Source organism: Microcystis viridis FACHB-1342, assembly GCF_014698335.1.
Taxonomy (GTDB): domain Bacteria; phylum Cyanobacteriota; class Cyanobacteriia; order Cyanobacteriales; family Microcystaceae; genus Microcystis; species Microcystis ichthyoblabe_A.
The window spans coordinates 14214-40267 of the sequence record NZ_JACJSV010000004.1 but is presented as its reverse complement, the minus strand read 5'-3'; the positions used below and the strand labels follow the sequence as shown (position 1 = coordinate 40267).

23 protein-coding genes, 2 tRNA genes and 1 pseudogene are annotated in these 26054 nt (G+C 44.1%); 14 read left to right on the top strand and 12 right to left on the bottom strand.

Annotation, left to right across the window (positions count from 1 at the left end; translation table 11 throughout):
- Positions 1–26 precede the first annotated feature (26 nt).
- Positions 27–1694: an L-aspartate oxidase gene (gene nadB, locus H6G40_RS02550; protein WP_130757638.1), complete on the bottom strand. Its 1668-nt coding sequence runs from the start codon at positions 1692–1694 to the stop codon at positions 27–29.
- A gap of 192 nt (positions 1695–1886) precedes the next feature.
- Positions 1887–2294, bottom strand: coding sequence for a photosystem II complex extrinsic protein PsbU (psbU, locus tag H6G40_RS02545; protein WP_104395577.1), 408 nt, complete (start codon positions 2292–2294; stop codon positions 1887–1889).
- Positions 2295–2772: 478 nt separating this feature from the next.
- On the opposite strand from psbU, the gene H6G40_RS02540 reads away from it, so the two are divergent.
- The 5 genes from H6G40_RS02540 to H6G40_RS02520 all read left to right on the top strand — a co-directional run bounded on the left by H6G40_RS02540 (position 2773) and on the right by H6G40_RS02520 (position 7984).
- Entirely contained in the window at positions 2773–3408 is a 636-nt protein-coding gene (locus tag H6G40_RS02540) for a peroxiredoxin (protein ID WP_002735346.1), read from the top strand.
- A 591-nt stretch (positions 3409–3999) separates the two neighbouring features.
- Positions 4000–4308 carry a ferredoxin gene (locus H6G40_RS02535; RefSeq protein WP_002736278.1) on the top strand — a complete coding sequence of 103 codons (309 nt, stop codon included), beginning with the start codon at positions 4000–4002 and terminating at the stop codon, positions 4306–4308.
- 137 nt (positions 4309–4445) lie between these two features.
- A tRNA-Tyr gene (locus tag H6G40_RS02530) sits at positions 4446–4530 on the top strand.
- A gap of 8 nt (positions 4531–4538) precedes the next feature.
- A tRNA-Thr gene (locus H6G40_RS02525) sits at positions 4539–4610 on the top strand.
- A 365-nt stretch (positions 4611–4975) separates the two neighbouring features.
- Positions 4976–7984: an alpha-mannosidase gene (locus tag H6G40_RS02520; protein ID WP_190537223.1), complete on the top strand. Its 3009-nt coding sequence runs from the start codon at positions 4976–4978 to the stop codon at positions 7982–7984.
- On the opposite strand, the gene psbN is transcribed toward H6G40_RS02520, so the two are convergent.
- Positions 7981–8112, bottom strand: a complete 132-nt coding sequence (psbN, locus tag H6G40_RS02515) for a photosystem II reaction center protein PsbN (protein WP_002736132.1) — start codon at positions 8110–8112, stop codon at positions 7981–7983. The genes H6G40_RS02520 and psbN overlap by 4 nt on opposite strands.
- Before the next feature lie 168 nt (positions 8113–8280).
- On the opposite strand from psbN, the gene H6G40_RS02510 reads away from it, so the two are divergent.
- The 4 genes from H6G40_RS02510 to H6G40_RS02495 all read left to right on the top strand — a co-directional run bounded on the left by H6G40_RS02510 (position 8281) and on the right by H6G40_RS02495 (position 11457).
- Positions 8281–9129, top strand: a complete 849-nt coding sequence (locus H6G40_RS02510) for a carbonic anhydrase (protein WP_002737349.1) — start codon at positions 8281–8283, stop codon at positions 9127–9129.
- A gap of 82 nt (positions 9130–9211) precedes the next feature.
- Positions 9212–10228 (top strand): glutaminase A, encoded by a 1017-nt coding sequence (gene glsA, locus H6G40_RS02505; RefSeq protein WP_002736106.1) that lies wholly within the window; start codon positions 9212–9214, stop codon positions 10226–10228.
- Positions 10229–10731: 503 nt separating this feature from the next.
- Positions 10732–11091 carry a YtxH domain-containing protein gene (locus tag H6G40_RS02500; RefSeq protein ID WP_190537221.1) on the top strand — a complete coding sequence of 120 codons (360 nt, stop codon included), beginning with the start codon at positions 10732–10734 and terminating at the stop codon, positions 11089–11091.
- Entirely contained in the window at positions 11092–11457 is a 366-nt protein-coding gene (locus H6G40_RS02495) for a hypothetical protein (RefSeq protein WP_002735843.1), read from the top strand.
- Positions 11458–11880: 423 nt separating this feature from the next.
- On the opposite strand, the gene H6G40_RS02490 is transcribed toward H6G40_RS02495, so the two are convergent.
- On the bottom strand, positions 11881–14505 hold the full coding sequence (locus tag H6G40_RS02490; protein WP_190537255.1) for a leucine-rich repeat domain-containing protein: 2625 nt from the start codon (positions 14503–14505) through the stop codon (positions 11881–11883).
- Between the two features lie 574 nt (positions 14506–15079).
- Between H6G40_RS02490 and H6G40_RS02485 the strand changes: the two genes are divergently transcribed.
- Both H6G40_RS02485 and H6G40_RS02480 read left to right on the top strand, forming a co-directional pair.
- The gene (locus tag H6G40_RS02485) at positions 15080–15886 is read left to right on the top strand and encodes a TPM domain-containing protein (RefSeq protein ID WP_002736671.1); all 807 of its coding nucleotides are present in this window, start codon (positions 15080–15082) and stop codon (positions 15884–15886) included.
- A 157-nt stretch (positions 15887–16043) separates the two neighbouring features.
- Positions 16044–16748, top strand: a complete 705-nt coding sequence (locus tag H6G40_RS02480) for an LmeA family phospholipid-binding protein (RefSeq protein ID WP_123230451.1) — start codon at positions 16044–16046, stop codon at positions 16746–16748.
- Between the two features lie 190 nt (positions 16749–16938).
- Here the strand turns inward: H6G40_RS02480 and H6G40_RS02475 are convergent, their stop codons facing one another.
- The 3 genes from H6G40_RS02475 to H6G40_RS02465 all read right to left on the bottom strand — a co-directional run bounded on the left by H6G40_RS02475 (position 16939) and on the right by H6G40_RS02465 (position 19906).
- Positions 16939–18177 carry a DUF445 domain-containing protein gene (locus tag H6G40_RS02475; RefSeq protein ID WP_002735083.1) on the bottom strand — a complete coding sequence of 413 codons (1239 nt, stop codon included), beginning with the start codon at positions 18175–18177 and terminating at the stop codon, positions 16939–16941.
- 35 nt (positions 18178–18212) lie between these two features.
- On the bottom strand, positions 18213–18911 hold the full coding sequence (gene ubiE, locus H6G40_RS02470; RefSeq protein ID WP_190537219.1) for a bifunctional demethylmenaquinone methyltransferase/2-methoxy-6-polyprenyl-1,4-benzoquinol methylase UbiE: 699 nt from the start codon (positions 18909–18911) through the stop codon (positions 18213–18215).
- Positions 18912–19036: 125 nt separating this feature from the next.
- The gene (locus H6G40_RS02465; RefSeq protein WP_069474668.1) at positions 19037–19906 is read right to left on the bottom strand and encodes an MBL fold metallo-hydrolase; all 870 of its coding nucleotides are present in this window, start codon (positions 19904–19906) and stop codon (positions 19037–19039) included.
- 130 nt (positions 19907–20036) lie between these two features.
- Here H6G40_RS02465 and H6G40_RS02460 point away from each other — a divergent pair.
- Positions 20037–20354, top strand: a pseudogene (locus H6G40_RS02460) (class I SAM-dependent methyltransferase); the annotation flags it as partial.
- Between the two features lie 4 nt (positions 20355–20358).
- On the opposite strand, the gene H6G40_RS02455 reads toward H6G40_RS02460, so the two are convergent.
- The 4 genes from H6G40_RS02455 to H6G40_RS02440 all read right to left on the bottom strand — a co-directional run bounded on the left by H6G40_RS02455 (position 20359) and on the right by H6G40_RS02440 (position 24002).
- A complete protein-coding gene (locus tag H6G40_RS02455; RefSeq protein WP_004156976.1) occupies positions 20359–21345 on the bottom strand; it encodes a DMT family transporter in 987 nt (328 codons plus the stop codon).
- A gap of 67 nt (positions 21346–21412) precedes the next feature.
- Positions 21413–22456, bottom strand: coding sequence for an AI-2E family transporter (locus H6G40_RS02450; RefSeq protein ID WP_004156985.1), 1044 nt, complete (start codon positions 22454–22456; stop codon positions 21413–21415).
- A gap of 29 nt (positions 22457–22485) precedes the next feature.
- Complete coding sequence (locus H6G40_RS02445) at positions 22486–23346, bottom strand: shikimate dehydrogenase (RefSeq protein WP_190537217.1); 861 nt, start codon at positions 23344–23346, stop codon at positions 22486–22488.
- Between the two features lie 278 nt (positions 23347–23624).
- Positions 23625–24002 carry a hypothetical protein gene (locus H6G40_RS02440; protein WP_002754350.1) on the bottom strand — a complete coding sequence of 126 codons (378 nt, stop codon included), beginning with the start codon at positions 24000–24002 and terminating at the stop codon, positions 23625–23627.
- A 90-nt stretch (positions 24003–24092) separates the two neighbouring features.
- On the opposite strand from H6G40_RS02440, the gene H6G40_RS02435 reads away from it, so the two are divergent.
- Positions 24093–24449: a hypothetical protein gene (locus tag H6G40_RS02435; protein WP_002737710.1), complete on the top strand. Its 357-nt coding sequence runs from the start codon at positions 24093–24095 to the stop codon at positions 24447–24449.
- Here H6G40_RS02435 and H6G40_RS02430 read toward each other — a convergent pair.
- Positions 24412–25407 (bottom strand): amino acid ABC transporter permease, encoded by a 996-nt coding sequence (locus tag H6G40_RS02430; protein ID WP_069474673.1) that lies wholly within the window; start codon positions 25405–25407, stop codon positions 24412–24414. The two genes, H6G40_RS02435 and H6G40_RS02430, sit on opposite strands and share 38 nt — an antisense overlap.
- 85 nt (positions 25408–25492) lie before the next feature.
- Between H6G40_RS02430 and H6G40_RS02425 the strand changes: the two genes are divergently transcribed.
- Positions 25493–26008: a single-stranded DNA-binding protein gene (locus H6G40_RS02425; RefSeq protein ID WP_123230456.1), complete on the top strand. Its 516-nt coding sequence runs from the start codon at positions 25493–25495 to the stop codon at positions 26006–26008.
- Positions 26009–26054 lie beyond the last annotated feature (46 nt).

Here is a 26054-nt window from a genome sequence, read left to right as displayed (position 1 = left end):
GGATTATCTGTGAAAAACTGGCTCAATTAAGCTTGTACCGGAGTTTTGTGCCAGGTTCGGCCTTGAATGGTCGTGTGTAATTGCCAATTAGCTACGATTTCTGGATAATCGCCCCGATAGTGACCACCTCGGCTTTCTGCCCGTAATAAGGCACTTTCCAGAATTAAGTCGGCGATATCTAGAAGATTTAATGTCTCGATCGCTATTCTTATTTCTAACTGCACCGAGGGACACAAAAATAATTGTCCTTTGTCGGGGAGAAGATTCTGGAGAAATTGGCCTATCTTTAAGGAATGTAACTGTTGTTTCCACTGTTGCACCCGTAGGATAGCAATTTCTAACTCATTTTGAAATCGGCAAATTCCCGCATTTTCCCACATTAAAATCGGTAATTCTCTCCGTACTTTTTGCCAGTCTTCCTGTTCTTCCTGCCAGTTTTCCGCAATTTCTAAGGGTTTTTCGGGTCTTTCCCCCAGAAAGTTTTCTGGCTCCAGACCTATTGCAGCTAAACTTGCCGCAAAGACAATACATTCCAAGAGAGAATTACTAGCTAAACGATTAGCCCCGTGAACACCTGTACTAGCGGCTTCGCCGATCGCATACAAACCAGATAGAGAAGTGCGGGCGTTTAAATCTGTGGCCACTCCTCCCATCCAATAGTGAGCGGCGGGGGCGACCGGAATCACATCCTCAAACACATTAATGCCCCATTTTTGACAGATGCGGATAATATTGGGGAAACGATAACGCAGACGCTCCGGTTCGATTGGTCTTAAATCTAGATATACTTTGGCATGGGCGGGATCGTCGGAGGTTTTCTGCAAATGGCTAAAAATCGCCCGACTCACCACATCCCGGGGGGCCAATTCTCCGGCCCGATGATAATCGAAGACAAAACGCCGCCCCAGAGCATCAATTAAATGCGCTCCTTCGCCGCGCACCGCCTCACTAATTAAAAACCGCGGTGCCCCCGGCACAGTCAAAGCGGTGGGGTGAAACTGAAAAAATTCCGGGTCGCGAATCACTGCCCCAGCACGCCAAGCGAGGGCGACTCCATCCCCCGTGCTAACGGCGGGATTAGTGGTTTGGGCATAGACTTGACCACCGCCTCCCGTAGCCAGAATGACTGCCTGCGCTCGCAGCCAACAGAGATGATCTTGATGGAGCAGACAAATACCTTGACAGCGTTGCCCTTCCGGATCAAGCCAGAGTTTCAGTGCGATCGCTTGGGGAATAATGGTAATATTGGGGCGCTCGGTCACTTTTTCCATCAGGGTACTGATGATCGCTCTCCCCGTGCGATCGGCCGCGTGCAGCACCCGGGCCTGGGAATGGGCAGCCTCAAGAGTGCGGGCTAAGTCATCTCCGGAGCGATCAAAACTAACTCCTAACCGCAGCAAATCAGCGATCGCTTGGGGGGCCTTCTCGACTAAAAACTGCACAGCATAGCGATCGCATAAGCCCGCTCCGGCTTTCAGGGTATCTTCTAAATGGAAAACGGGGGAATCTGCCGGGGAGGTGGCTGCCGCAATTCCTCCCTGCGCCCAATCACTAGCCCCAGTTTTTAAATCTTCTTTGGTAATTAAACCCACCTTTAAGTTAGGGGGTAAACACAGTGCGGCATACAATCCCGCCGCTCCCGATCCCACCACTAACACATCTTGATAACTCGGCAGTTGCGAGGAAACGACCATGTAGGAGTTAATTGATAAATTCTATTTATTCTAGCATTTCATTTCTCTATAGTTCTGGCAAAAATCGCCAGTCTTTCCCTTGGGGCAGTATGCCAGATTCTTTCTTTTGCCTCTTGCCTTCAGAAGCTGATCACTGAAAAAGGTGAGCGATCGCCCACCTAGAAATTTTTTTAAAACCGTAATTAACTAGATTTAGTAAACTCCGGGGTTAAAACGGTCATCACCCTCGATAAATTCTTTAGAAGGCTCAGTAACGGTAAATTTCTCCAGATTAGCCTGTAAACGCTCTTTTTGAGTGTCCGAGAGTCCGGGGATATTGAGGACATCTTCCACTTCTTCGTAGGGGGCGTTTTTGATGATTTTACCGGCTAAATTGGGATAGAACCCTCTCAAGTCCCGGAAATCGCGAATATCACTGTTATTGAGGTCGATTTTCGCCCCAAATTCTGTGGTTAGTTTGGCATCAGCCGCATTTAAGACCGCCACGGGATGAGAGGGAAGGGTGATCGAGGTAAGATTGAGAGCTTGAGCGGGAACTTTGCCCCAAAAACTCCCGATAATCAAGGCAATTACCGCCAGCAGACGAACAAGATTCTTCATTGCAGTTGTGGTCTCCTAAAACCAAGGCAAATTAACGATCAGGACAAGAAATTAAGCCGTCAGCTTTCCGACTAGGCATAGGGTGGGTAGTTGAGATTTGCCACCGCAGCCTAGCTATTAGCTGAACGCTGATAGCTAGTTAAAAAAGTTATATCATGCCATTAGACCAGATCATAACCTAGTTTGCCCCCCTAGGGGAAGGGTTTTGCGGTTTTGGGGTTTGATCACAAAGAACAAGTTGGTTAGGAGAATCTAAATCGCTAAAACCCTTTTCTGGCAAGGATTTTCCTGATGCCATCTGGCTGCTGCTACAGTTGAATTTCCCTATCTCCCTATCTCCCCACTCCCCCCATTTCCTCATTCCCCTATCCCCTAACCCAATTATTATAAATCCCTAAAATTATCGCTGACGAACAGCACTCCTATGGCATCATAGACTGTTGCTTGTCTTGAAATACATAATAAGGAAGACACAATTATGGCTCTCCAATTGGGTGATATCGTTCCAGATTTTACACAAGATTCTAGTGCAGGTCCGATTTCTTTTCACCAGTGGGTAGGAGATAGCTGGGTGGTGCTGTTCTCCCACCCGGCTGATTATACCCCCGTTTGTACCACGGAATTAGGTACGGTGGCTAGTCTTAAGTCAGAATTTGAGCGACGCAATGTGAAAGTGATCGCTTTGAGTGTGGATAGTGCCGAATCCCATCGGGGTTGGATTAATGACATCAACGAAACTCAAAACACTACCGTTAACTATCCGATTATCGCCGATGGCGATCGCAAAGTGTCGGATCTCTACGGCATGATTCACCCCAATTCCCTCAATAATCTGACGGTACGTTCGGTGTTTATTATCGATCCCAACAAAAAATTACGTTTAACCATTACCTATCCTGCCAGCACGGGACGCAATTTTAACGAGATCCTGCGGGTAATTGACTCCCTGCAGCTCACCGATAACTATCAAGTGGCTACCCCGGCTAACTGGACCGACGGTGGCGATTGTGTGGTGGTTCCCTCTATTCCCACTGAAGAAGCTCGCAGCAAATTTCCCAAAGGAGTTGAAGAAATCAAACCCTATCTACGCATGACTCCCCAACCTAATAAGTAATTAGGGTTTGCTAATCGGTGAACCAGATACTGGAAAACTGACAATCCGAAAACCAAGAAATCGTCAGGGAGGGTTAGCCATCCGTTTTAACGGATGCTACCCCTGGCAACAGGGGATTTATCCCCCTCTATCATTTATTGGTTTGATTGTCAATAGATTTTTTCCTAGTTTCCCTAGATGTGTTACCGGCAGTAGTGCCGAAAAGCAATTTCTTGGCTGGGTTAAAGACAATTCATCGACATCTATCTTAACCATAAGTTAAATTAATATTTAATAAAAATCGGCTCAAGACGAAAAAAACGATTAGCATTATAGCTCCAAATGCTTAGTAGTGGTTAGTTTAGCTAGATTGTAGAGGGATGAAATTATCTAGAGATCGAGCAAGGAGCGTCAAGAATTCTGGGTTAGATATATAAGTAAATTTTATTTTAAGTTTATTTAAGACTGTCATTACTAATGCAAGGCTGAGTCAGGCAGATTTTCCCGTAGTATCAAAAATGAAACTCGCTCACATCGTTCAATCTGACGACGAGCGAGAGGCAATTATAGAGACTGCCGCTTTCACTAGCATTTAATTAAGAGGAACAACCGATGCCAACTTATAAAGTCACCCTGAAAACACCCGATGGCGAGAGTACAATTGAGAGTACAATTGAGGTTCCCGATGATGAGTACATTCTCGATGTAGCTGAAGAGCGAGGACTGGACTTACCCTATTCCTGCCGCGCAGGAGCTTGCTCCACCTGTGCAGGTAAACTTGAATCTGGTACTGTCGATCAATCCGATCAATCCTTCTTAGATGACGATCAAATTGAAGCGGGTTATGTCCTCACCTGCGTCGCCTATCCCACCTCTGACTGTGTGATCCTCACCCACCAGGAAGAAGACGCTTTGAAGTAATCTCTCTCCAGATCGTCAGAAAATTCCCGTTAGAGCCATGGCTTTAACGGGAGTTATTTTATGGCTCAAAAATTTTTTTCCCTAAACACTTGTGGGTTTTAGCTAAGGGTGCTATGATTGTTAATCGTGGAATTAATGGGTCGGTGCCCGAGTGGTTAATGGGGGCGGACTGTAAATCCGTTGGCTACGCCTACGCTGGTTCGAATCCGGCCCGGCCCACCACGATCAATGCCCGTGTAGCTCAGTGGTAGAGCACACCCTTGGTAAGGGTGAGGTCATGAGTTCAATCCTCATCACGGGCTTTCTCTTCCCTACTCATTCTCAATCAACCATTGAAGGATGAGATTAAGTAGGGCTTGCTGAATAAATCTAAAAACCTTGTTGGATAATATTTTTAGGCTTTTTTGAAATCAAAAAGTACCGGCCATTGGAGGGATCGGGGGGGAAATTTAGGGACTTTTTCCCTGAAAATTAGGTAATTGACCCCCTGAAAATGGGTAAAACCCTACACCCTACATCCCACACCCCACACCCTACCTCCACCGAAAAACTTTTTGCCGCAAACCCTAAGTAAGTCTTCAGCACTATTGCGTTAACAGAAGTTATCCCCTAGCCCGATTAGGCATCGATCGCCTAAAATAGTCAAAATTAACTTATTTGTTGGCTCATGTCTCCCCTCGACAACATCGCTAAACTGTCTCACCTCACCCGCAGAGATGTTCAGAAAAATTGGTTTATCGCTACAGCAGCGGGAAAACCAATTCAACCCGTCACCCTCAATGAAAAACAATACATTATTTGGCCGGCCGGCAGACAAATCCAATATCTAACTCAAAAAATTATTGTCCCCGAACATTTAGCCGGTTATCCTTTAGCGGGAATGGAACTGAGATTAATCCTAACTTGGTGGGCGGAAGATGTCAAAATTTATGTTAATAATCAATTTATCCAAGCAGGAGACCTCTTTGATTCTTCCACGCGCATTTTACTTTCTAACTCGGTCTCTACTGGTCAAGAAATCGTTGTTACTCTGCGTTTAGTCAGTCCCAATCATGATATTGGTGGTTTGATGAAATCGCAGTTAATCTATGAATATAGCCAAGCGATCGATCCTAGTTTTGTTGCTGATGAATTGACCATTCTCCATAATTATCTACAAACTTTTTATCCTGAAAACTTAGCGGCTTTTATCGCTACTCTCGATAATATTGACTGGGATAATGTCACCAACAAAGATAGATTTAATCAATCCCTAGAATCAATTCGTCAATCCCTGCAACCCCTCGCTCAACCTCTCAAAGAACGCAGTTTTCATCTTCTCGGCCACGCACATTTAGATATGGCTTGGTTGTGGCCGTTGGCAGAAACTTGGCAAGTGGCAAAAAACACTTTTATCTCGGTTTTAAACCTGCAAAAATATTTTCCTGCCCTCATATTTGGTCATTCTAGTCCCCTAATTTACGAATGGATAGAAAAACATCATCCTGACCTATTTCAAGCAATTCTAGAGGCATATAAAGGGCAATGCTGGGAACTTTTAGGCGGGATGTGGGTAGAACCAGAAGTCAATTTAATTTCTGGGGAATCCCTATTTCGACAGCTGCTTTATGGACAAAAATATTTTCAAGAAAAATTTGGACAAATCACTGAAACTGCTTGGCTGCCGGATACCTTTGGGTTTCCCTACCAATTGCCACAAATTCTTAAATCCTTTGGCATCAAATATTTTGTAACTGGGAAACTACATTGGAATGATACGACTAAATTTCCCCACGGTTTTTTCTGGTGGCAATCTCCCGATGGCAGTAAAATTCTTTCCCTAATGTCTCCTCCCAATGTTGCTGGAGTTATGGATACTAATCCAATTATTATGACCGATCATGCTCTCAATTGGGAACGGCAAACCGGCTTAAAAGATATTTTTTGGCTGCCCGGTGTTGGCGACCATGGCGGCGGTCCGACTCGTGATATGTTAGCAGTGGCACAACGTTGGCAAAAATCTCCTTTTTTCCCCCAGTTAAAATTTAGCCAAGCAACAACTTATCTGGACAGTCTCGATACAAGTAATCTTCCTATCTGGGATGATGAATTATATCTAGAATTCCATCGGGGTTGTTATACCACTCACTCTGACCAAAAAGCCTATAATCGTTACTGTGAAATCCTCTTGTATCAAGGAGAATTATGGTCTTCTCTGGCTAATATCTTACTAGATATTCACTATCCGAAAGTCGAGATAGAATCCGCTTGGAAAAAGGTTTTATTAAATCAGTTTCATGATATACTGCCCGGTACTTCGATCCCCGAAGTATTTAGGGATGCTAATCAGTTATGGCGGCAAGTTATCACTACAGGTGAAGCAATTTTAGATCAAGCTTTACAGGCAATTGCTAATCAAATTAATTTGCCTAATCCCCCCCATCCCCAAGCAAAACCTTTTCTAGTTTTTAATTCTCTTAACTGGGAAAGATTTCAGGTTATCTCTTTAGCTATAGAATCTGTCAATTGTTCGGTTTATGACTTGAATAATTGTCTTTGTCTTTCGCAATTATCCCACGACAATCAGCTATTATTTCTCGCTGAAAATATTCCTTCTGTGGGTTATAAGTTATTTTGGTTAGTTCCCAATCAGCAAGCAGCCGAGCAAAATTTAACTAACTGCCAATTTACTTTAGATAATGGCTTGCTTAAAGTTACTATTAACTCAGAAACGGGGGATATAGATAGTATATTTGATATAATTAATCAAAAAGAAATCCTACAAGCTGCTGGTAATCAATTACAGGCATTTAAAGATCAAGGACAATATTGGGACGCTTGGAATATTGATCCGAATTATCAACAATATACCTTACCTAAAACAGTATTAAAATCGATCGAATGCTTAGAATGTGGTCCCTTGCGCTGGCAGATTCGCGTGATCAGAAATTTAGCTGATTCGGAATTTTGTCAAGATTATATCTTAGAAAAAGATGCTCCTATTCTCGAGATTAAAACTATTGTTAATTGGCAGCAAGAACATACTTTAGTAAAAACCGCTTTTCCTCTTACCCTAAACAGCGATTTTACCACCTATGAAATTGCCTGTGGTGCGATCGAGCATGATCACGAACCAGAATCGCCAAAATGGGAAGTTTACGCCCATAAATGGGCGGATTTAACCGATACAGAGGCAAACTACGGGGTAAGTCTTTTAAATAATAATAAATATGGCTATGATGCTACTAACCAGCAACTGCGATTAACTCTGTTGAGAAGTCCCCGATGGCCCGATCCCGAGGCAGATCTGGGTAAACAAGAATTTACCTATGCAATATATCCCCATCAAGGTAACTGGAAAACGGCGAAAACTGTCCATCACGCTTGGCAGTTAAACTCACCTGTCAACGTTATTTTTATTAATAATTCTTCTCGATCAACCCAGTTGCCACCCGTGGCACAATGGTTAAAATTCTCGGCCGATAACTTAATTTTAATGAGTTTCAAACAAAGTGAAACAGCCTCTCGGGGTTGGGTAATGCGCGTTTATGAATGTCAGGGAGAAAACGCTGTTATTGATTGGCAAAATCAATTACAATTAACAATAAAAGAATCGATCGACGGTTTAGAAAGAGCGATCGATCCTATGGAGCAAATTTCTCCTTGGCAGATAGCCACATGGTTATTAAAGAATTAATCTTCGTGATCTTCAAAAGGATCGCTTAATTCTGCTGCCGGCGGTCCAAAAGCGGTATAAAGAGCTAAAGCGGTAATTCCTACCAAAGCGGCAGCGATCGAAACACCCAAAATTGTTGCAGTTTCCATAAAATAAAATTTGCTTAGATACAGTCTGTATCTTATCTTAACAAAATATAACCGATCTCGCAGCCGATAACGATCGCTAATCTGGCCGGTTGCATTGCTGTTATCTCATGCCCGATAATGCTGAAAGGATCGAGTAAATAGCGATCAAACTAAACCAGAAAAATTATTATGAAGAAACTCCTACAGGGACTAGAAAAGTTCCAGAGTGGTTATTTTGATGAACATCGGCAATTATTTGAGCAACTCTCCCACGGACAAAAACCGAGAATCCTGTTTATCACCTGTTCCGATTCCCGTATCGATCCTAACCTAATTACCCAAGCGGAGGTGGGGGAATTATTCGTAATTCGTAATGCGGGGAATATAATTCCTCCCTACGGAGCAACCAATGGTGGTGAGGGTGCATCTATAGAATATGCTATCAACGCTCTCGGCATCGAGCAAGTGATTATCTGCGGTCACTCCCATTGTGGAGCGATGAAAGGTTTGTTAAAATTGCAGAGTCTGGCCGATGAAATGCCTTTAGTTTACGATTGGTTAAAACAAGCAGAAGCTACTCGACGTTTAGTTAAGGATAATTACAAAGAATTAGAAGGGGAAGAACTGATCGAGGTGACAGTAGCAGAAAATGTTCTCAATCAGTTAAGTAATTTGCAAAGCTATCCAATTATTCGTTCCCGATTACATCAGGGTAAATTATCTCTACACGGTTGGATTTTTCGGATTGAAACTGGTGAAATTTTAGCCTATGATCCCATCCTACACGATTTTGTCGCTCCTCATAGTAAAATTGCCCATGCCGAAGCAGCAGACAATTTACCCTCTAGTCGTCATCTTCCCAATAGTCATCCCTTCAAGATTTCTGAGGATTATATCAGGACTCACGCGGAGGTAAAAAAAGCGACTCCTGCGGTTAATACTGTGGCCAAAAAGAATGGCTCCTCAACCCAAAAACCGGGCTATACTTATTTAGAACCCTCCCAAGCTGATCGCATTTATCGCGGTTCGAGAAGTTAATTAGGGATTACAGAAATTCTCTAGAGATGTGTCTATCAACGTCTCTAGAGTGGCAATTAAACGATAACTGCTATACTCCTCTATGGCTTCCCCAAAAGATTTTATTAGTCCCGTCAATTCCGAGCAAGAGTTAGTCTATCCTTTTCGGAACTATCTTAACTATCTGCACGCAAAATACTCTGATTTACAGACGGGTCATATCGCCGATTATATTCCGGAATTAGCCCTAGCAGCTCCAGAATGGTTTGGTATTTCTGTAATTAGCACTGATGGTCAGATTTTTGAGGTGGGAGACTGTCAGCAAACCTTTACAGTACAATCGATTTCTAAAGCTTTTGTCTTTGGATTGGCCCTAGAAGATCACGGAAGGGAATACGTTAATAGTAAAGTCGGTGTTGAACCCACCGGAGAAGCTTTTAACTCGATTATTCTCGATGAAAAAACCAATCGTCCCTATAATCCTATGGTTAATGCTGGTGCGATCGCTACCACGGATTTAATCACCGGACAGAATGCCACCGAAAGGCTAAAACGTATTTTAGAAATGTTTAAACGCTATACGGGTAGGGATCACGAGATTAATGTCCCCGTTTTTCTCTCGGAAAAATCCACCGGCAATCGCAATCGGGCCATGGCTTATCTGATGCTAAATTTTGGCATGGTTAGCGATAAAATTGAAGAAACCCTCGACCTTTACTGTCAACAATGCGCCATTCTCGTCCATGCTCACGATTTAGCTCTGATGGCTGCCACCTTAGCTAATGGAGGTGTCAACCCAATCACGGGAATACGGGCGATCGATGAACACTACGTTCAAGATGTGATCAGTGTTATGCTTACCTGTGGAATGTACGACGCTTCGGGAGAATGGGCCTATCGGGTAGGATTACCAGCAAAAAGCGGTGTCGGTGGCGGAATTACGGCAGTAGTTCCCCATCAGTTGGGAATTGGGACTTTTTCGCCCCTTTTAGATGAAAAAGGCAACAGCATCAGAGGAGTGAAAATTTGTCAAGATATTTCAGAGGATTTTGGTTTACATTTATTCAATGTGGCTAAACCAGAACGAGATTTAAAAACATGGCTTGAAGGCAATAGTTGATACCACCCCCTACTTCCCTCTCCCCACTCCCCCATTTCCCCATTTCCCCACACCCTACACCCCACACCCCACACCCCACACCCTGCCCCCAGGAAAAACTTTTTGCCGCAAACCCTACTTAGCTGTCCCCGACAAGAGCGCCTACCGATCCCAGGAAATTAATTTGGCCAGAGGTCTGTGGAAAAAATTTCAGAAACCTCTTGACAAAAGCAGTGGGTTGTGTGTAATATAAATATTGTGTGAGGAGTATAAGTTCAGTATAAGAGGAACCTTTGGGGTCGAAACACGGCAAGACTCCCAGAGGTTCTTCTTTTTCACTCCCTTATTGGCTCAAAGTCGGCAATAAAATCAGGTTTTGCCCGATCGCTAGTTTTTTCTCAATGTATCCCTTCTAGGTCTGTTGCTGCTTACCAAGAGCAACAGGTCAAAATTTTTGCCGAAGAAACTGCACAAGAGAAGTGTAATTGCTCGTAAAATTGGGAATTAAGTACAAGGGCAATCCTATGGCAGATAACAATAACGGTAACGGTGGCTTATTCGTCGTCGGGGTTTTAGTGGGCAGTGCGATCGGAGTAGTGGCGGGTTTATTAGTAGCGCCCAGATCTGGAAAAGAAACCCGTCGAATTCTGCAAAAATCCGCGCGGGCTTTGCCAGAATTAGCCGAAGATCTGACCACGACGATGCAATTGCAGGCCGATCGTCTATCGGAATCGGCCCGACGTAATTGGGATGATACTTTAATGAGATTAAAAGAGGCGGTGACAGCCGGAATCGAAGCTAGTCAAAGTCTAGCCACGGACAATCCTTTCCCCGACTCGCAAGAATCCCCCGAAGGCGATAATCAACACTCGAATCACTATTAAATGACCGAACCTATTTTCTGGCTAGGATGTTCTTTACTGCTAGTCGCCGTTAGTTTAACGGCGGTTTTCATCGCCGCTTTACCTGCCCTGCAAGAGTTAGCCCGGGCAGCCCGCAGTGCCGAAAAATTATTCGATACCCTCCATCGGGAATTCCCCCCGACTCTAGAAGCAATTCGCCTAACAGGGGCGGAAATCAGCGAATTAACCGACAATATCGATGAAGGGGTCAAAAGTACCCGCCAAGTTGTCCAAGGAGTCGATCGCAGTCTCGGTAGTGCTAAAGCTGGTCTTAGCAAGCTCGATCGTGGCAGCCGTCGCCTCTTGATCGGTTTTAAAGTCGCTTGGAATACTTGGAAACGCAGTTAAGGAGATGGGGCAGTGGGGTGTAGGGTGTGGGGAAGTGGGGAAGTGGGGAGATAGCAGAATTTCAACTAATACCCCAAAACCCTCAAACCCCAACTCCCTAAAACCCCAACTCTCAACTCCTAACCCCACCAACAAACTTTTTCAGCAAACCCTAAATAGGGTTTGCTGAAAAAGTAGGGGCGAAGCATTCGGATAGAAAATCTACGGTTTCACCGATAAGTTATTGTCCGAATGCTTCGCCCCTACAGGACGCGGAACCATGAAGACGCAAGGTTTTGAAGCACGATTCTCTCAGAATCTTGCACCTGTTTCGGGAGAAAAGCCACAAAACCTCTACCTTGCCTACATTTCACATTTATTCAGCAAACCCTAAATATTTGTAAACTTTTTCGTCTAAGTTACCTTTCTGTGGTAAGCAAATCTTTACTGCTCCGATTTGGGGGTTTCTTGGGGGGTGTCATCGTTGTTGGTTTTTGGTTCTTGTCCTTTAAAAGTAGGGATAAATCGCGACAAAACTTCAAAAAGCTGATTAAAGGTCGTTTGATTGATTTTACCCGTCAAGAGCAATAACACAAAGACAATAAAAGCAAAGATAAAAATAATTGTCAAAACGCTGGTAATATGCTTTGAATCTGGCACAAAATGGGCAAACACCGCAACTATACAAGCAACCACAGCTAAAACCAGCAACAAAGCGAGACTAGGTTTCAGGAGACTGGGAGTTTCTGGCGTTTTGGGACTCATAGGGCGATTTTCTCGGCTTTTGCGGCCACGTTCCTCCCTTATATCGAGATCTCTTGCTCTTTCTGTCTTAGATTCCACCCCTTCTAAGATATCGCGGATATTATATTTGCCGCGCAAACCGGGGAGAATTGCCTCCACGACACCTTGGCGATCGAGTTCTATCAGATGGAGATAATCGACGGGAACTTCTACCCCGGTGGGTTTTTCCCCTTGCAATTCTCGAATCACTAACCTTTCCTGTACGGCTAAATTAGGGATAGTAGCGTGAATTTTGTCAAAATCTGTCTTAATAATAGCTAAAAGCGCACTAGCACGGGAACCCTGGGCTTTTATGCTGATGTAGTTATCTTCCTCGTCGGCACGCACCAAAGCTTTATTAATATCCATTGTCAGAACCACACCACTACGCCAACGCATGGTTTTATAGATCATCTGGTGATTACGGACGATAAAGCGGGAAATAATGCTACCGGGCAGGATATCATAACGGTACTGGAAGTGTAAAGGTGCGTTTTCGTAGATATCCACATCCGGTTCATCGATGGGTAGAAGATCGGTGATTAGATAGCGAGCGGGACTGTAACCATCAAGGGGAAAACAGAGTTCAAATTTTCCCATCAAATCCATCAAAAATCGGCGTTTATTTTCGGGATAACGTTGGGTTTGTTTGAGAATATTTGGCAGATCTGGCAGTGAAAGAATGCCCTTTTTTTGTACCATCAAATCGTGATTATTGAGAATATCATAAACACCGCTAGTTACCCATTCCGGGTTCAGGACATTGGTTTCATTCAGTCGCGGATCATCTTGGTAGTTGAGGACAATACCGAGATCGTGGAGAAACTGCACTAAACTTTTTTGATCGCTGGCCTCTTTAATCTCGGCTGTCTGACACATTTCCTGATACTTTTCGTAGGAAATAAAGTCATAAGTCTTTTGCATCGTTTCTAGTTGAGTTTTGATCTCAAACCAACTATTAGGCAATAAATCTTTGATATGGGGAATAGCATCGATTTGGGAGGCGATTTCCTGTACAAGTTCCTCGATTCCCACACCGGTTTTACAGGAAGTGGCGATTAGTTTGGTGATTTGGGGATATTTTTTCCGGAGGGTGCGGATCTTAACTTGCGGGGGATTTTCATCGGCACAATTACCCACGATAATCACGGGAGAATTGCCTCCGTAGGTTTCAATGAGTTTTAACCAGTATTCCAGACGGTTTTGCTGTTCGTTTTTGCGGTTGTCGAGGACAAGCAGATAAAGACTGCGTTTAGTCAGAAAAAACTGATGGGTGGTTTGCATCACTTTCTGACCGCCAAAATCCCAGATATTGAGGCGAATATCGGGTTTTTGGGGCAGTGGCCACTTTTCAATATTAATGCCGGGGGTCTTGGGTTCTCCGGAATTAAAGGTATTGTGCAGTAACCGCTTTAACAGGGAAGTTTTCCCCACATCCCCCTCCCCCACCAATAAAACTTTAAGCTCATTAAGAGGGCGTGTAGCTTTATTCTTGAGATAACTAAAAATCGCCTGCGGGTTGCCATCATCCGATATTGTTTCACCCCATCCCTGACGAATAATTTCCGGGGGAACGTTGGTAATCGGGTTATTTTCGAGGACTAATCCCTTCAAGTTGACTAGGTGAGTGAGCGCTTTTGGTATCTCGCTGATTTGGTTATTGCTGAGGTCGAGGATTTGCAGGGAGGTGAGGTGAGTGAGCGCTTCTGGTATCTCCCTGATTTGGTTAAAGCTGAGATAGAGATGTTGCAGGGAGGTGAGTTGAGTGAGTGCTTCTGGTATCTCCCTGATTTGGTTAAAGCTGAGATAGAGATGTTGCAGGGAGGTGAGTTGAGTGAGTGCTTCTGGTATCTCCCTGATTTGGTTAAAGCTGAGATAGAGATGTTGCAGGGAGGTGAGTTGAGTGAGTGCTTCTGGTATCTCCCTGATTTGGTTAAAGCTGAGATAGAGATGTTGCAGGGAGGTGAGTTGAGTGAGTGCTTCTGGTATCTCCCTGATTTGGTTATTGCTGAGGTTGAGGTATTGCAGGGAGGTGAGGTGAGTGAGTGCTTCTGGTATCTCGCTGATTTGGTTATTTCTGAGGTTGAGGTATTGCAGGGAGGTGAGTTGAGCGAGCGCTTCTGGTATCTCCCTGATTTGGTTATTGCTGAGGTCGAGGAGTTGCAGGGAGGTGAGGTGAGGGATTTCGGGGGGAATTTCTGTTAAGTTTTTGTTGGACAGATCCAACTTCTCCGCTCTTTCGTCTTTTGCCCGTTGAATTAACTCTAATACTTCCTGTGCTGTCATTGACCATCCCCCCGCTACTATATTCACTCCATTTTGGCAAAAGATCCAGTTAATGCCACTGGTTGAGACCTCATCAGCTTGAGTTGAGTTTCTGGAGAGTGAACTGAAAACTCGCATCTGATGACCGATAAGGGACTTGCGTGGGAATAATATCCTAGCCAGAAAATCGCTCTGTAGAAGAATCAGGCCGGCCAGATGGCATATTATCAAAGCGCAAGTCCCTTAGCTGCGGGGACTCTCAAAGGCTCTCCCCCTACTTAGGGTGATCAGCAAACCTGGGCGATCGGAGGGCGCAGGTTCCTTGCGCCCCTACAGTAACGGATTTTGTCCACAATGTAGGGGCGAACTGCGTTCGCCCAAAAGGTACATTAATGTAGGGGCGAACTGCGTTCGCCCAAAAGGTACATTAATGTAGGGGCGAACTGCGTTCGCCCAAAAGGTACATTATCAAAGCGCAAGTCCCTAACTGGGTGACTAAAGTTGAGAATTCCCTTAAGATAAAGTAAATAAGTGTAAAGAAACTGAAAGTTAGCCTACACCCTTGCTGAAAAAATTCTCATTGTCTAGAAGTGCTATGCTCAATCGTTTTTGCCGAGGAATCTCGATCGCTCTTGTAATTGGTGTCATTAGCTGTCTGGGTTGGATTATCTGCCCGGATCAAGCTCTAGCGGTGAATAATCCCGAATTACTGCCCAATCAAGCCACTCCGATCGTTGATTTAGCCAATTATCTACCCGCAAAACAGGAAGAGGCATTAATCCGAGATATCGAGACATTTCAAGGGGAAACGGGCTGGAAAATGCGAGTTTTAACCCAATATGACCGCAGCCCCGGCCGGGCAGTGATTAATTTCTGGGGATTGGATGATAAAAGTATTCTCCTAGTGGCCGATGGTCGCGGCGGTAATCTACTATCTTTTAGTATTGGTGATGCCGTCTATGAATTTTTACCCCGCACTTTTTGGATCGAATTACAGGCCCGTTTCGGCAATATGTATTTTGTCCGGGAAAATGGCGAAAATAACGCGATCGTACAATCCTTAGACACGGTAAAAGGTTGTTTAGTTAAAGGTGGTTGTGCGGTAGTCCCCGGTTTACCGAGGGAACAGTGGATCCTAACTTTAATTACCTCAATTGTCGGTGGTTTAGTCTTCGGGTTTGCCGGTATTCCCCGCAAAGAAGGACAGGTTTTCGCTTGGCAATGGGTTTTAATTGTCTCTCCCCTCTGGTTTATCCTCTTTGTTGCTTTTGGCATCGGACCGGTGGTTACTCGCACCAGTGAATTACTGCCCCTTTTCCGCAATTTAATCGGTTTTGCCCTCGGGGTTTTAGTCGCCTATCTTTCCCCTCGTTTTAATTCCCTCAACGCCTCAAAAACCTAAGAATTAGGGGCTTGTCAGTGATCAGTGATCAGTAATCAGTAAACAGAAAGTAGCGAAGTTTTTAGCTATAACTGATAGCTGACGGCAGCCCCTCATGGTTCGATCGATCTAGCTCTGTTACAATTAGAAACATTGTGGAGTGAGTGAGATAACGTTTATGTGGGTCAATACTCAAAGTGAGATTATTAGTAAGGTTTTGCCGCCAGCAGTACGTCTGTTCTTAAGAACGCAAGTAGAACAGATAGAAGATTTAGAAATGCAGCTGCAAGGTCATGATCGGCAAATTTTGCGCGGTTATATCCCCGGGGTATTTTTAGCCGTGGGAAAAGCGATTTATCAGGGTTTACATCTAGGTAAAGCGCAATTAAGAGGGGAAAATATTCGTCTTAATATCGGGCAGGTTTTGCGAGGGAAACCCCTAAAAATTTTGGAACCTATTCGGGTTAGCGGTGAGGTGGAAATTAACGAGCAGGATTTAAATAATTCGATCGCCTCGACTATTTTAATTAATGCTTTTGCCGATTTACTAATTTTTTCCCTAGAAAATAACGGAATTGTTAACGCCAGAGAAATTATCTCACAACAGCGTTTTAACTGGAAAAATGTTCTCTTAAATCAGGGTTATTTCTCTCTTCTCGGCTATAGAGAAACAGGTGCGGAAGTAATTTTTAGCGCTGATATTACCCTAGAAGATGCCCGCACTTTAGGGATTATTCCCCGACAATGGCAAGGTTTAGCCCCAGATTTATCTATTGATTTGCAACCTTTTACTGTCGATTTAGGCAAAGATGTGGAGATTAAATCTTTTATTCTCGACGATAAAACTCTTTTCTGTCAGGGAAGTTTTTTGATTTTACCTTAAAAATAAACGGGATGATTCCGGTGGGTTAACTTAGTTTAACCCACCTAATTAGGGCTTGCTGAATAAATCTAAAAACCTTGTTAGATTAAGGCTTTTTCAGGGGGAAAATTCACACCCCACACCCTACACCCCACACCCCACACCCCACACCCTGCCCCCACCAACAAACTTTTTCAGCAGACCCTAATTATTACCCCGGATTCTGTGCAATTAAAATAACTGTTTGCATTAGTCCGACTAGAAGACCAAGAATACCACCGAGATTAACAATTCCCTGTAATTCCTGTTTAACAATGCCTTGAATAGCATTTTCCAGATCAGCAGGGGAAGTAGCATTTACCCGATCGCGGATTACCTGATCGATGTTGAGAATTGGGATAATTTGGGCGACTAATTTCTCTAAATCTTCCTCTAGATAACGCTCTAAAATTAACGCTAACTCTTGACTAATTACCCCTAATGATGTAGTCATTGACTCCGAAGATTGCAGACGATTAATAATTAAATTAGCGATTTGATCCCAGTCGATCGTTTGTCCAAAATCTTGCAGAAATTGTTCGCCACTTTCTTGAATATAAATTCGCACCGTATCCCTAGTGGTTTTACGCAATTGTCTGACGGTGGAGATAGGTAAATTTTGCAAAGAGATACCTTGTAACCAGTTTTTCAGACGATTACGCATCTCTAAAGATAGTAATAATTCTTTGATTCTGGTATTAGCTAAATCCTTTTCATCAAGGCAAAAAGTGCGTAAGCGAGCGAGAGCATTGCGTAAACCGAATAAATTGGCTACTACCCAATAGGTTCCACTGGTTTTTTCCCGAAATCCTTCATCGATAACTTGAATATTGCGATCGGTTAAAAAATCGATTAAAGCTAGACGGATAACATCAGCAGGTAAGACAGTTTCTAATAGCCAATCGGAGAATTGTCGCGCCTGTTGTTCACTGAGAGAAAATTCCAAGACTAGGCGATCAAAAATTTGATTGATCTGTTTTTCTAAAAAGTCCTGCCGTCGGGCTAAAACTTTTAGTAATTTCGCTAAAGATTCCCCGAATAAATCGTGAAGAATCGCCGCCAAAATCTCGGCGGTTTTTGCTTGCCGATCGCCTTTTATTTGTTTTAAAGCTAATTGTAACAGCCAGAGTATCGCCCCCTGTACCCTTTCCGTGTCGAGGAGTCGTTTAGCTAGTTTTTGTAGTTCTTCGGGGGTTAACAGGGAACCCATGATCGTATCCGATACCCGGACAGCTAATCGATCTTGATTGCGAGGAATTAACCCCGGGGTGAAGGGAAGAGGACGCTTACCGATATAAATCGCCTTGTAGGGACGAAATAGCATTTTTATGGCTACATCGTTCGTAAAATAGCCAATAATTGCCCCCGCGATCGGCGGTAATATCCATGTCCAAAGAGTAGGGAGATTCAATTTAGCAGCAAAAAATAAACGGAAATGTCAGTAGGTTATTTCTTCAAGACTAACACTCCCATCAGTCCTGCTAGGAGTGGATAGTGAACAGCACTGGAAAATCCCGACTGATAGCCTAATTTTACCTGTTCTGGGCCCATGGGAAAGCGATCGATACTGGGACTAATATAAGCGTACTGGTCAGTTAAACCGTAACGCTCGGCAGCCGGAACGACGATATGATCGAGATACCAGTTTTGGAATAATTTGGCGATGGTTTGGGTGGGTTGATGGAAGTCCAGAATCGCCGCTGTAGCACCCGGTTTGAGGACTCGGTATAATTCCCCCAAACATTGGGCAATATCGACCACATTGCGTAATCCATAGCCAATAGTGGCACAATCAAAGCTAGAATCGGCAAAGGGTAAATTGAGGGCATCCCCTTCCATCCAGTTAATATTAGTGGCGCTAAAACGTTGACGGGCGATTTTTAATTGTTGTGGGGAAAAATCTAGTCCGATCACTTGGCCGGTTTTACCCACTTGTTTTGATAATAGGTTAGTCAGGTCGCCGCTACCACAACAGACATCGAGGGCAAAGTCCCCTTTTTCGGGTTGACACCATTTGACTGTCATTAATTTCCAGATACGGTGTAATCCTAAACTTAATTCCTGATTGAGGCGGTCATATTCGGGAGCGATCTGATCAAAAATTGCTTGTATTTCTGTGGAGTTAGGTGAGGATTGATTGGACATTTTTATAATATAGCACCAGAGAAAATCCCAGATGAAGTTATGTCATTCTATCCTATCTCCGCCCACGGAGATAAGCTGTTGACCATCTACAGCAGTTATCTTCATGGTGGGAACAGTGACTTAGGTTACGCTTCATCTATCCGAGAACCTTCCGGTCGTAATTTGATCGAGAGGCCTTCCCGGGCGAGAATAGTTTCAGGGAAAATCTTTCTTACCTGTTCCCCAATGCGATCAAGAAAATCGTCATTATGGGCGGGATCATGATGAAATAGAACTAACTGCTTAACTTGCGCTGCCTGGGCGATTTTGACTGCCTGTTGCCAAGTGGAATGACCCCAACCCACCTTAGAATACTGAGGATCGTTGTATTCCTCATCGGTGTAGGTAGCATCAATAATCATCACATCCGCTTGCTGGGCTAAAGCCAAAACGTTATCATCAAGGCGATCAGGAAAATGTTCGGTATCGGTAATATAAGCTGCCGATAAACCCTGCCAATTTACCCGATAACCCACCGCTTCCCCGGGATGATTTAAAGGACGGGTTTCGACGGTGAAATCGCCGTAGTGGAGGGTTTCGCCCATTTCTAGATCATAAAATTCTAAATCAGCCCGCATAATCTGCAAAGGCACGGGAAAATTAGGATGTGACATCTGATCGTGTAATCTTTGCTTTAAGGTTGCCCCTTGGGGAGAGGGAACCCCATAGATTTTAAAAGTATTGCCCCTGATAAAAGCAGGGGTAAAAAAAGGAAAACCTTGAATATGATCCCAATGGGAGTGGCTGAAAAATAAATGGGCTTTCGCTGGACTTTCTGCCATCAAAGACTGTCCTAGGATGTGTAACCCTGTACCACCGTCAAAAATTAATCTTTCTCTACCGACTTGCATCTCCACACAGGAAGTATTACCACCATAACGAACGGTTTCCGAACCTGGACAGGGAATGCTCCCCCGCACTCCCCAAAATTTGATCTGGAAGCATTTGTAGGGCATATTAGAAGCTCCTCTACTTGTGCTAATAGGCTAATAGTTAGATTAGCACTCTTCCACAATTAAGGCAGTGACTTCATCCCGAAGATAACGATCTATGATTAAGGGTGAGGATCGTCACTTTTGCAAGAGCATGGATTTACAGAAATTCTTAGAAAAACTGCCCCAACAGTATCAGGATTGGGGATCGGCTTTAATGTCCCCTATTTCCGAGCAATTAACCCTTTTAAGCCAAAAAACTGCCTCCTATCCCGATCGCAATCTCTTTCCCCTGCTCAATCTAGCCGTTGCCTGTCTGCAACCAGACGAGGTTTACTGTCAAATTGGTTGTTTTCGTTGCGGTAGTTTAGTCGCCGCTTTCTGCCATAATAGCGATCGCTGCGGTTATGGCGTAGAAGCTTTTTTTAAATACGATCCATCGGGAGAAAAACTAACTGTATTATCTCAAGATTGAGTTAGTTGCTTTTGGGTATAAGTGAGGAAAGATTAGCAAAAATTGCCCGCACTTGTGGGGATATTTTTTCCCTTTGATTGATTAAATAAATACTAACAAGGGTTAAAGATACCCCCGCCCATTGCAATACACTTAACATCTCACCGAGGAATAAATTCCCGAAAGTGAGGGCAAAAACCGGAGTTAAAAAAGTCAAAGAACTTAAACTGGTTAAATTGCCTTTGGCGGCTAAATAAAAGAATATTCCATAGGCGATCGCACTACCAAAAATAGTGGCATAACTTAAAGCTAACCAACCATTTAAATCTACATTTTGCCATTGATGGGATTCGGTGAAACCTGAAGCTAAAAATAGCGGCAATCCTCCTAAAATCATGTGCCATCCTGTGGCGCTGACGGGATCCGCATGACGACAGACAAACCGGATTAAGACTGTTCCCACCGCCATGGATAGGGAAGCCAAAAGCATGAGCATTTCGCCGCTATTTAGTAATTCCTGCCAGCTAAAGTCAATATTTACCGCTTTTTGTCCAAAAAAGTCATAAAACCATTGATCGGGCAAGCCAATTAAACTAATTCCCCCAATTCCTAAACCCAATCCCAACCACCCCCAGACACCGATAACTTCTTTAAATAGCCAACTGGACATTAAAGCCACCGCTAGGGGTTGGGAGTCAATAATTACCGATCCTAACCCTGCCCCGGTGCGATTTAATCCCAATGCCAGAAAACCTTGAAAAAGAGTGCCATCCATGAGAGCAAAAAGGGCAATCCATAACCATGCTTGCAGGGTTTTGGGCTGAGGACGACCTAAAAACCAAGCTATCATTAAAACTAACATTCCGGCGGGAACAAGGCGAATTGCCGCCATAAATAGGGGGGTGGTGTGGGGGATAACACCCTTCATCGCTACCATCGCTGTTCCCCAGAGAAAAAACGGTGAGATAAGTAAGAGGGGTGAGGATTTCTTTAAATCTAGGTTTTCCATAGGTAGCGATCGAGTTTTGTAGATAACAAATTTCCCTAATTGTATAGTAGAAACTGGGGATCAGCCCTTAATTCTCCTGACTTTCTTTTAACTGATTTTCCTCTAAATCTGTTATTGGTTTTTCTTCCCCGTAACTGATCCAGATCGCAATCATCCCAGCGATAGGAATGGAGAGAAAAACCCCTAATAATCCCGCAATTCTTTCGCCGATAAAGAGGGATAAAAATAAAATTACCGGGTTTAATTCTAGGGCATTGCCCATAACTTTAGGGCGAATAATATTATCTTGAATTTGTACCAAGACAACACAGACAATAAAAGCTTTAACGGCAATTGTTAGTCCTTGGGAGGTAAAAGTCAAGATAGTTACCAACAAAATGCCCAGGGTTGCCCCGATACCCGGTATAGCATCGATAACACCAAGAATACCCGCTAAAATTAGCCCATATTGAATTCCCAATAGGGAAAAACTTAAGAAACTCGTCACCGATAAAAAGAGCATTAATAACAGTTGCCCGCGAATAAATCCCAGAAAACTTTGTCGAAAAGACTTGGCAAAACGCTCCCGGTATGCTGGGGGGAGAAGCTGCAAAAAACCTCGCCAGAGTTTATCACCGTCGATGAGCATATAAACACTGATCACCGCCCCGAAAACGCCAGTAAAGACGCTGGAAAAAACTCCCTGTACGATCGATAAACCCGTGGCTAAACCAGTTTGTAGGGTTCCCACCATTTTATTCAAATCTAATCGATCGAGAAAGTCTTTAAAGGGTAAAAAATCTTGTTGACCCAAGGCATCGGTAAGATTGAATAGTAGTCCTTTCCCCTGACTAACTGCTTCTAATCCTATGCCTGTGACTAATCTAAATAGGAGGATAAAAGCTACTATGGTGGTAATAGCAATGGCTAGTCCTCTCGGTAGATAACGAGATAACCAAACCACGGGATAATTTAATAGAGCAGCCAGGATCGCTGAACCAGTAAAAATAGCGATTATCCCGTAGAAATAGTTAATTAAGATAATCAGACTCCAGCCACAACCAAATAATAATAGATAGCGCACTAGAATCGAGTTATTCAGAGTTTTCCAAAAGGAGCTAGAAGGGGTCATAAATCAAGCCAGAAATAGGATTTTAGCATTTAGAATTGTTTTAACAAAGCTTCCCGCATGACCGAGACGGGGACGGGTTGACCTAACCAGATTTCTAGCGCGATCGCTCCCTGATTAACTAACATTTCTAACCCATCAATAATTCTTATCCCTCTAGTCTGGGCCAACCGGAGAAATTTGGTCGGTCGGGGATTATAAATTAGATCGTAGGCGATCGCCGATGAGGGCAAAAGGTCTAATAATTCTAACTCAACTGGGGATTGTTCGCCCTGGGGGGACATTCCGATGGGGGTAGAATTAATCAGGAGTTCTGTGGTGGGTAGCATCCCCTCTAATTCGTCCCAGCCATGCACTTCTAGGAGGTCATAGAGGCTGGTATTCGCCCAACTTTCTTTAAAAGGATCTAATTTCTTTTGATTGCGTCCTACCACATGAATTTCGCCACAGCCCAACTGGGCGCAAGCCACCACTACCGCCCGGGCAGCGCCGCCATTGCCTAAAATAACTGGATTCACCTGACTCCAATCTTTGTCAAGGGATTTCAAGGGTGCGAGAAAGCCATCCACATCGGTATTTGTTCCCTGCCAGCCGGTTTCCGTGCGCCAGACGGTATTAACTGCGCCTACTAGCTTTGCTTTCTCCGTAATTTGCGATAATAAGGGAATAATTGCTAATTTATGGGGAATTGTGACGCTAAAACCCTGTAGATCGATGGCGGACAAACCAGCGATCGCAGTTGCCAAATTTTCCGGGGCGATCGGTAGGGGAAGATAAACATAATTTAGCCCCAAGGCATCGATAGCGGCATTGTGCATGGGGGGAGAAAGAGTATGGCCGATGGGATCGCCGATTACGCCTAATAACTTGGTTTTTCCGTTAATAATGGTCATAAAAAAAGGTGGGCTTTCCCCACCAAAGTTTGATATCAAGGGTGGCCAATGCTCACCTTACTATACTAGGGTTTGCTGAAAAAGTTTTTCCTGGGGGCAGGGTGTAGGGTGTGGGGTGTGGGGTTTTACCGATTTTGAGGGGGTCAATTACCTAATTTTCAGGGAAAAAGTCCAGGGATTTTTCCCTCGATCACTCCCATATCCATTACTTTTTGATGGCCAAAAGGTCTAAAAGTTTTACCCAACAAGGTTTTTAGATTTATTCAGCAAACCCTATACTATTTCTTGATTTCGCGGGCCATTTTCAGGAAAGGATTGATATTGTCATCGTTAGCGCGACGAACGTTATCATTAGCAGCGTTAGCCTTACTATTAGCCTCGGAAGTCGCCGATTTTGCCACAATACCGTTATCGGTGACTTTGCTGACTTCCATGGAAGAAATCTGTTTAATCGATTCGCCACCCTTTTTATTCGAGGCAGTTTTCGGGAAAGTACGTCGGATCGTGATCGGTGTCCGCATAAAGTCGATATTACCGAGAGTTTTAGCGTCATCGGGTTCCAAGTAAAAAGCCTCTTTCGGTTCCGGTGCGCTCATATCCATCGGTTCATCGACGTATTTCGTCTTATTGCCAAACAGGCCAAAGAATCCAGCCATTTTCTCGCTCTCCTAAATAAATATATTTACCATAAATTGCTGCTGATTGTTAAATCATATCAATATTTATGACAAAAAGCCAGGTAGGGTGTGCTGAATAAGTCTGTTGGTGGGGTTAGTAGCCGGTCATCAGTAGCCGGTCGTCAGTATTCAGGAGTCAGTATTCAGGAGTCAGTATTCAGGAGTCAGTATTCAGGAGTCAGGAGATTATTTTTATTTATTATCCCCACACCCTACACCCCACACCCTACACCCTACACCCTACACCCCACACCCCATCACCCCATCACCCCATCACCCCATCACCCTACACCCCACACCCTACACCCTACACCCTACACCCTACACCCTACGCCCTACACCCTACACCCCACACCCCACACCCCACACCCCACACCCCACACCCCAATCAACGCTGTTCTAACCTACGACTGGCTAGGGACATAGAATAACAGAAAATCCAGTAAATAAACGCCAAAAATAGATAAACCTCTGGATAATCGCCGATAAATTTCGGATTAGCTAAAACCGATCCTGCCATACCCAAGAGGTCCACCAGTCCCACGATCGCCAGTAGAGAAGTATCCTTAAATAAACTGATAAATTGACCAACAATAGCGGGAATGACCGCTTTTAAAGCTTGGGGTAGAACGATCAATAATAAAACGAAAATCGGTTTTAAACCCAAAGCCCTGGCCGCTTCAATTTGACCTTTGGGAATCGCTTGTAAACCACCCCGAACATTTTCGGCCAGATAGGCTGCCGCAAAAAGGGTAAATCCGGCGATCGCTCTGATCACCCGTTCTGGTCTGGTCCCGGCGGGTAAAATTAAAGGTAACATCACCTGAGCCATGAATAAAATTCCCAACAAAGGTAAACCGCGCAATAATTCGATATAACCAATAGATAGCCAACGAATTGCCGGTAATTCACTCTGTCTCCCCAGGGCCAATAATACCCCCAAGGGAAAAGATAAAATCATACTGGCGATCGCTACTAATAAAGTTAAGATTAAACCACTGAGATCATCGAGGGGAATTGCCTTTAAAAATAATCCTCCCAATAGTAACCAAGCGATTAAAGGTAAAGTCAATAACCAGAGCAATCCCCACCAGCGTTGGAGAAAAGCGGGGCAATTGGGGAAGCGACCCCGGTTTAATTGCCAAGAAAACAGTGATAAAGCCGCAATAATCGTTAAAATCAGCCAAATCCGCCATATTGACTGTTCTGGATAACGACCGACTACGAATAAACCGATATTTTCCGTCACTACAGCCCATTTTGCCCGATTTATCGACCAATCAAGAAAACTTAAGCCACCCCAGAGGCTGAGAAATAGACCCGCAAGGGTTAAGATGACGTTGTACCAAGTGTTAAAGAGATTTTTTCTTAACCAGAGTCCCATAAAATTCCCTAACCTCCCCAGTGGTGATCATTGTACTTTTTCAGTACAATGGTGCTATTAGAAAAATTCAGACTGATTTTCGACCATGAACAGTTGCATTTTAATGGCTAAAATTGTCCGTCGTCCCGAATTACGTTATACCCAAGATAATCAAACTCCCTACGCTCAAATGTTAGTCGAGTTTTCCCCCAATCGTGCCGAGGCAACCCCAGCTAATTTAAGGGCCGTAGCTTGGGGAAATTTAGCCTCAGAAGTCGCTCAGAACTATAATGAAGGCGATCGGGTAATTTTAGAAGGTCGTCTCTCGATGCAGACGATCGATCGTCCCGAAGGTTTTAAGGAAAAACGGGCCGAATTAGTCATTAGTCATCTCTATCATCTTGACGGCAGCCTGAGTAGCGGTGAAATGGCAGCCCCGACTCCAGAAAAAGTCGTGCCAATCAATACCCACAAATCGAATAAAACCCCGGTGGAAAAACCCGTCGCACCTGTCTCCCCCGGGGACTTCGAATACGACGCATCCTATGAACTTTCTAATCCTTCCGCTTGGCAACCTAGCGACACATCGGTGGAGGAAAATTTAGACGATATTCCTTTCTAAGTACCCCAACAGAATTAATGGCTCTTCTCGATTTTGTCTGATAATT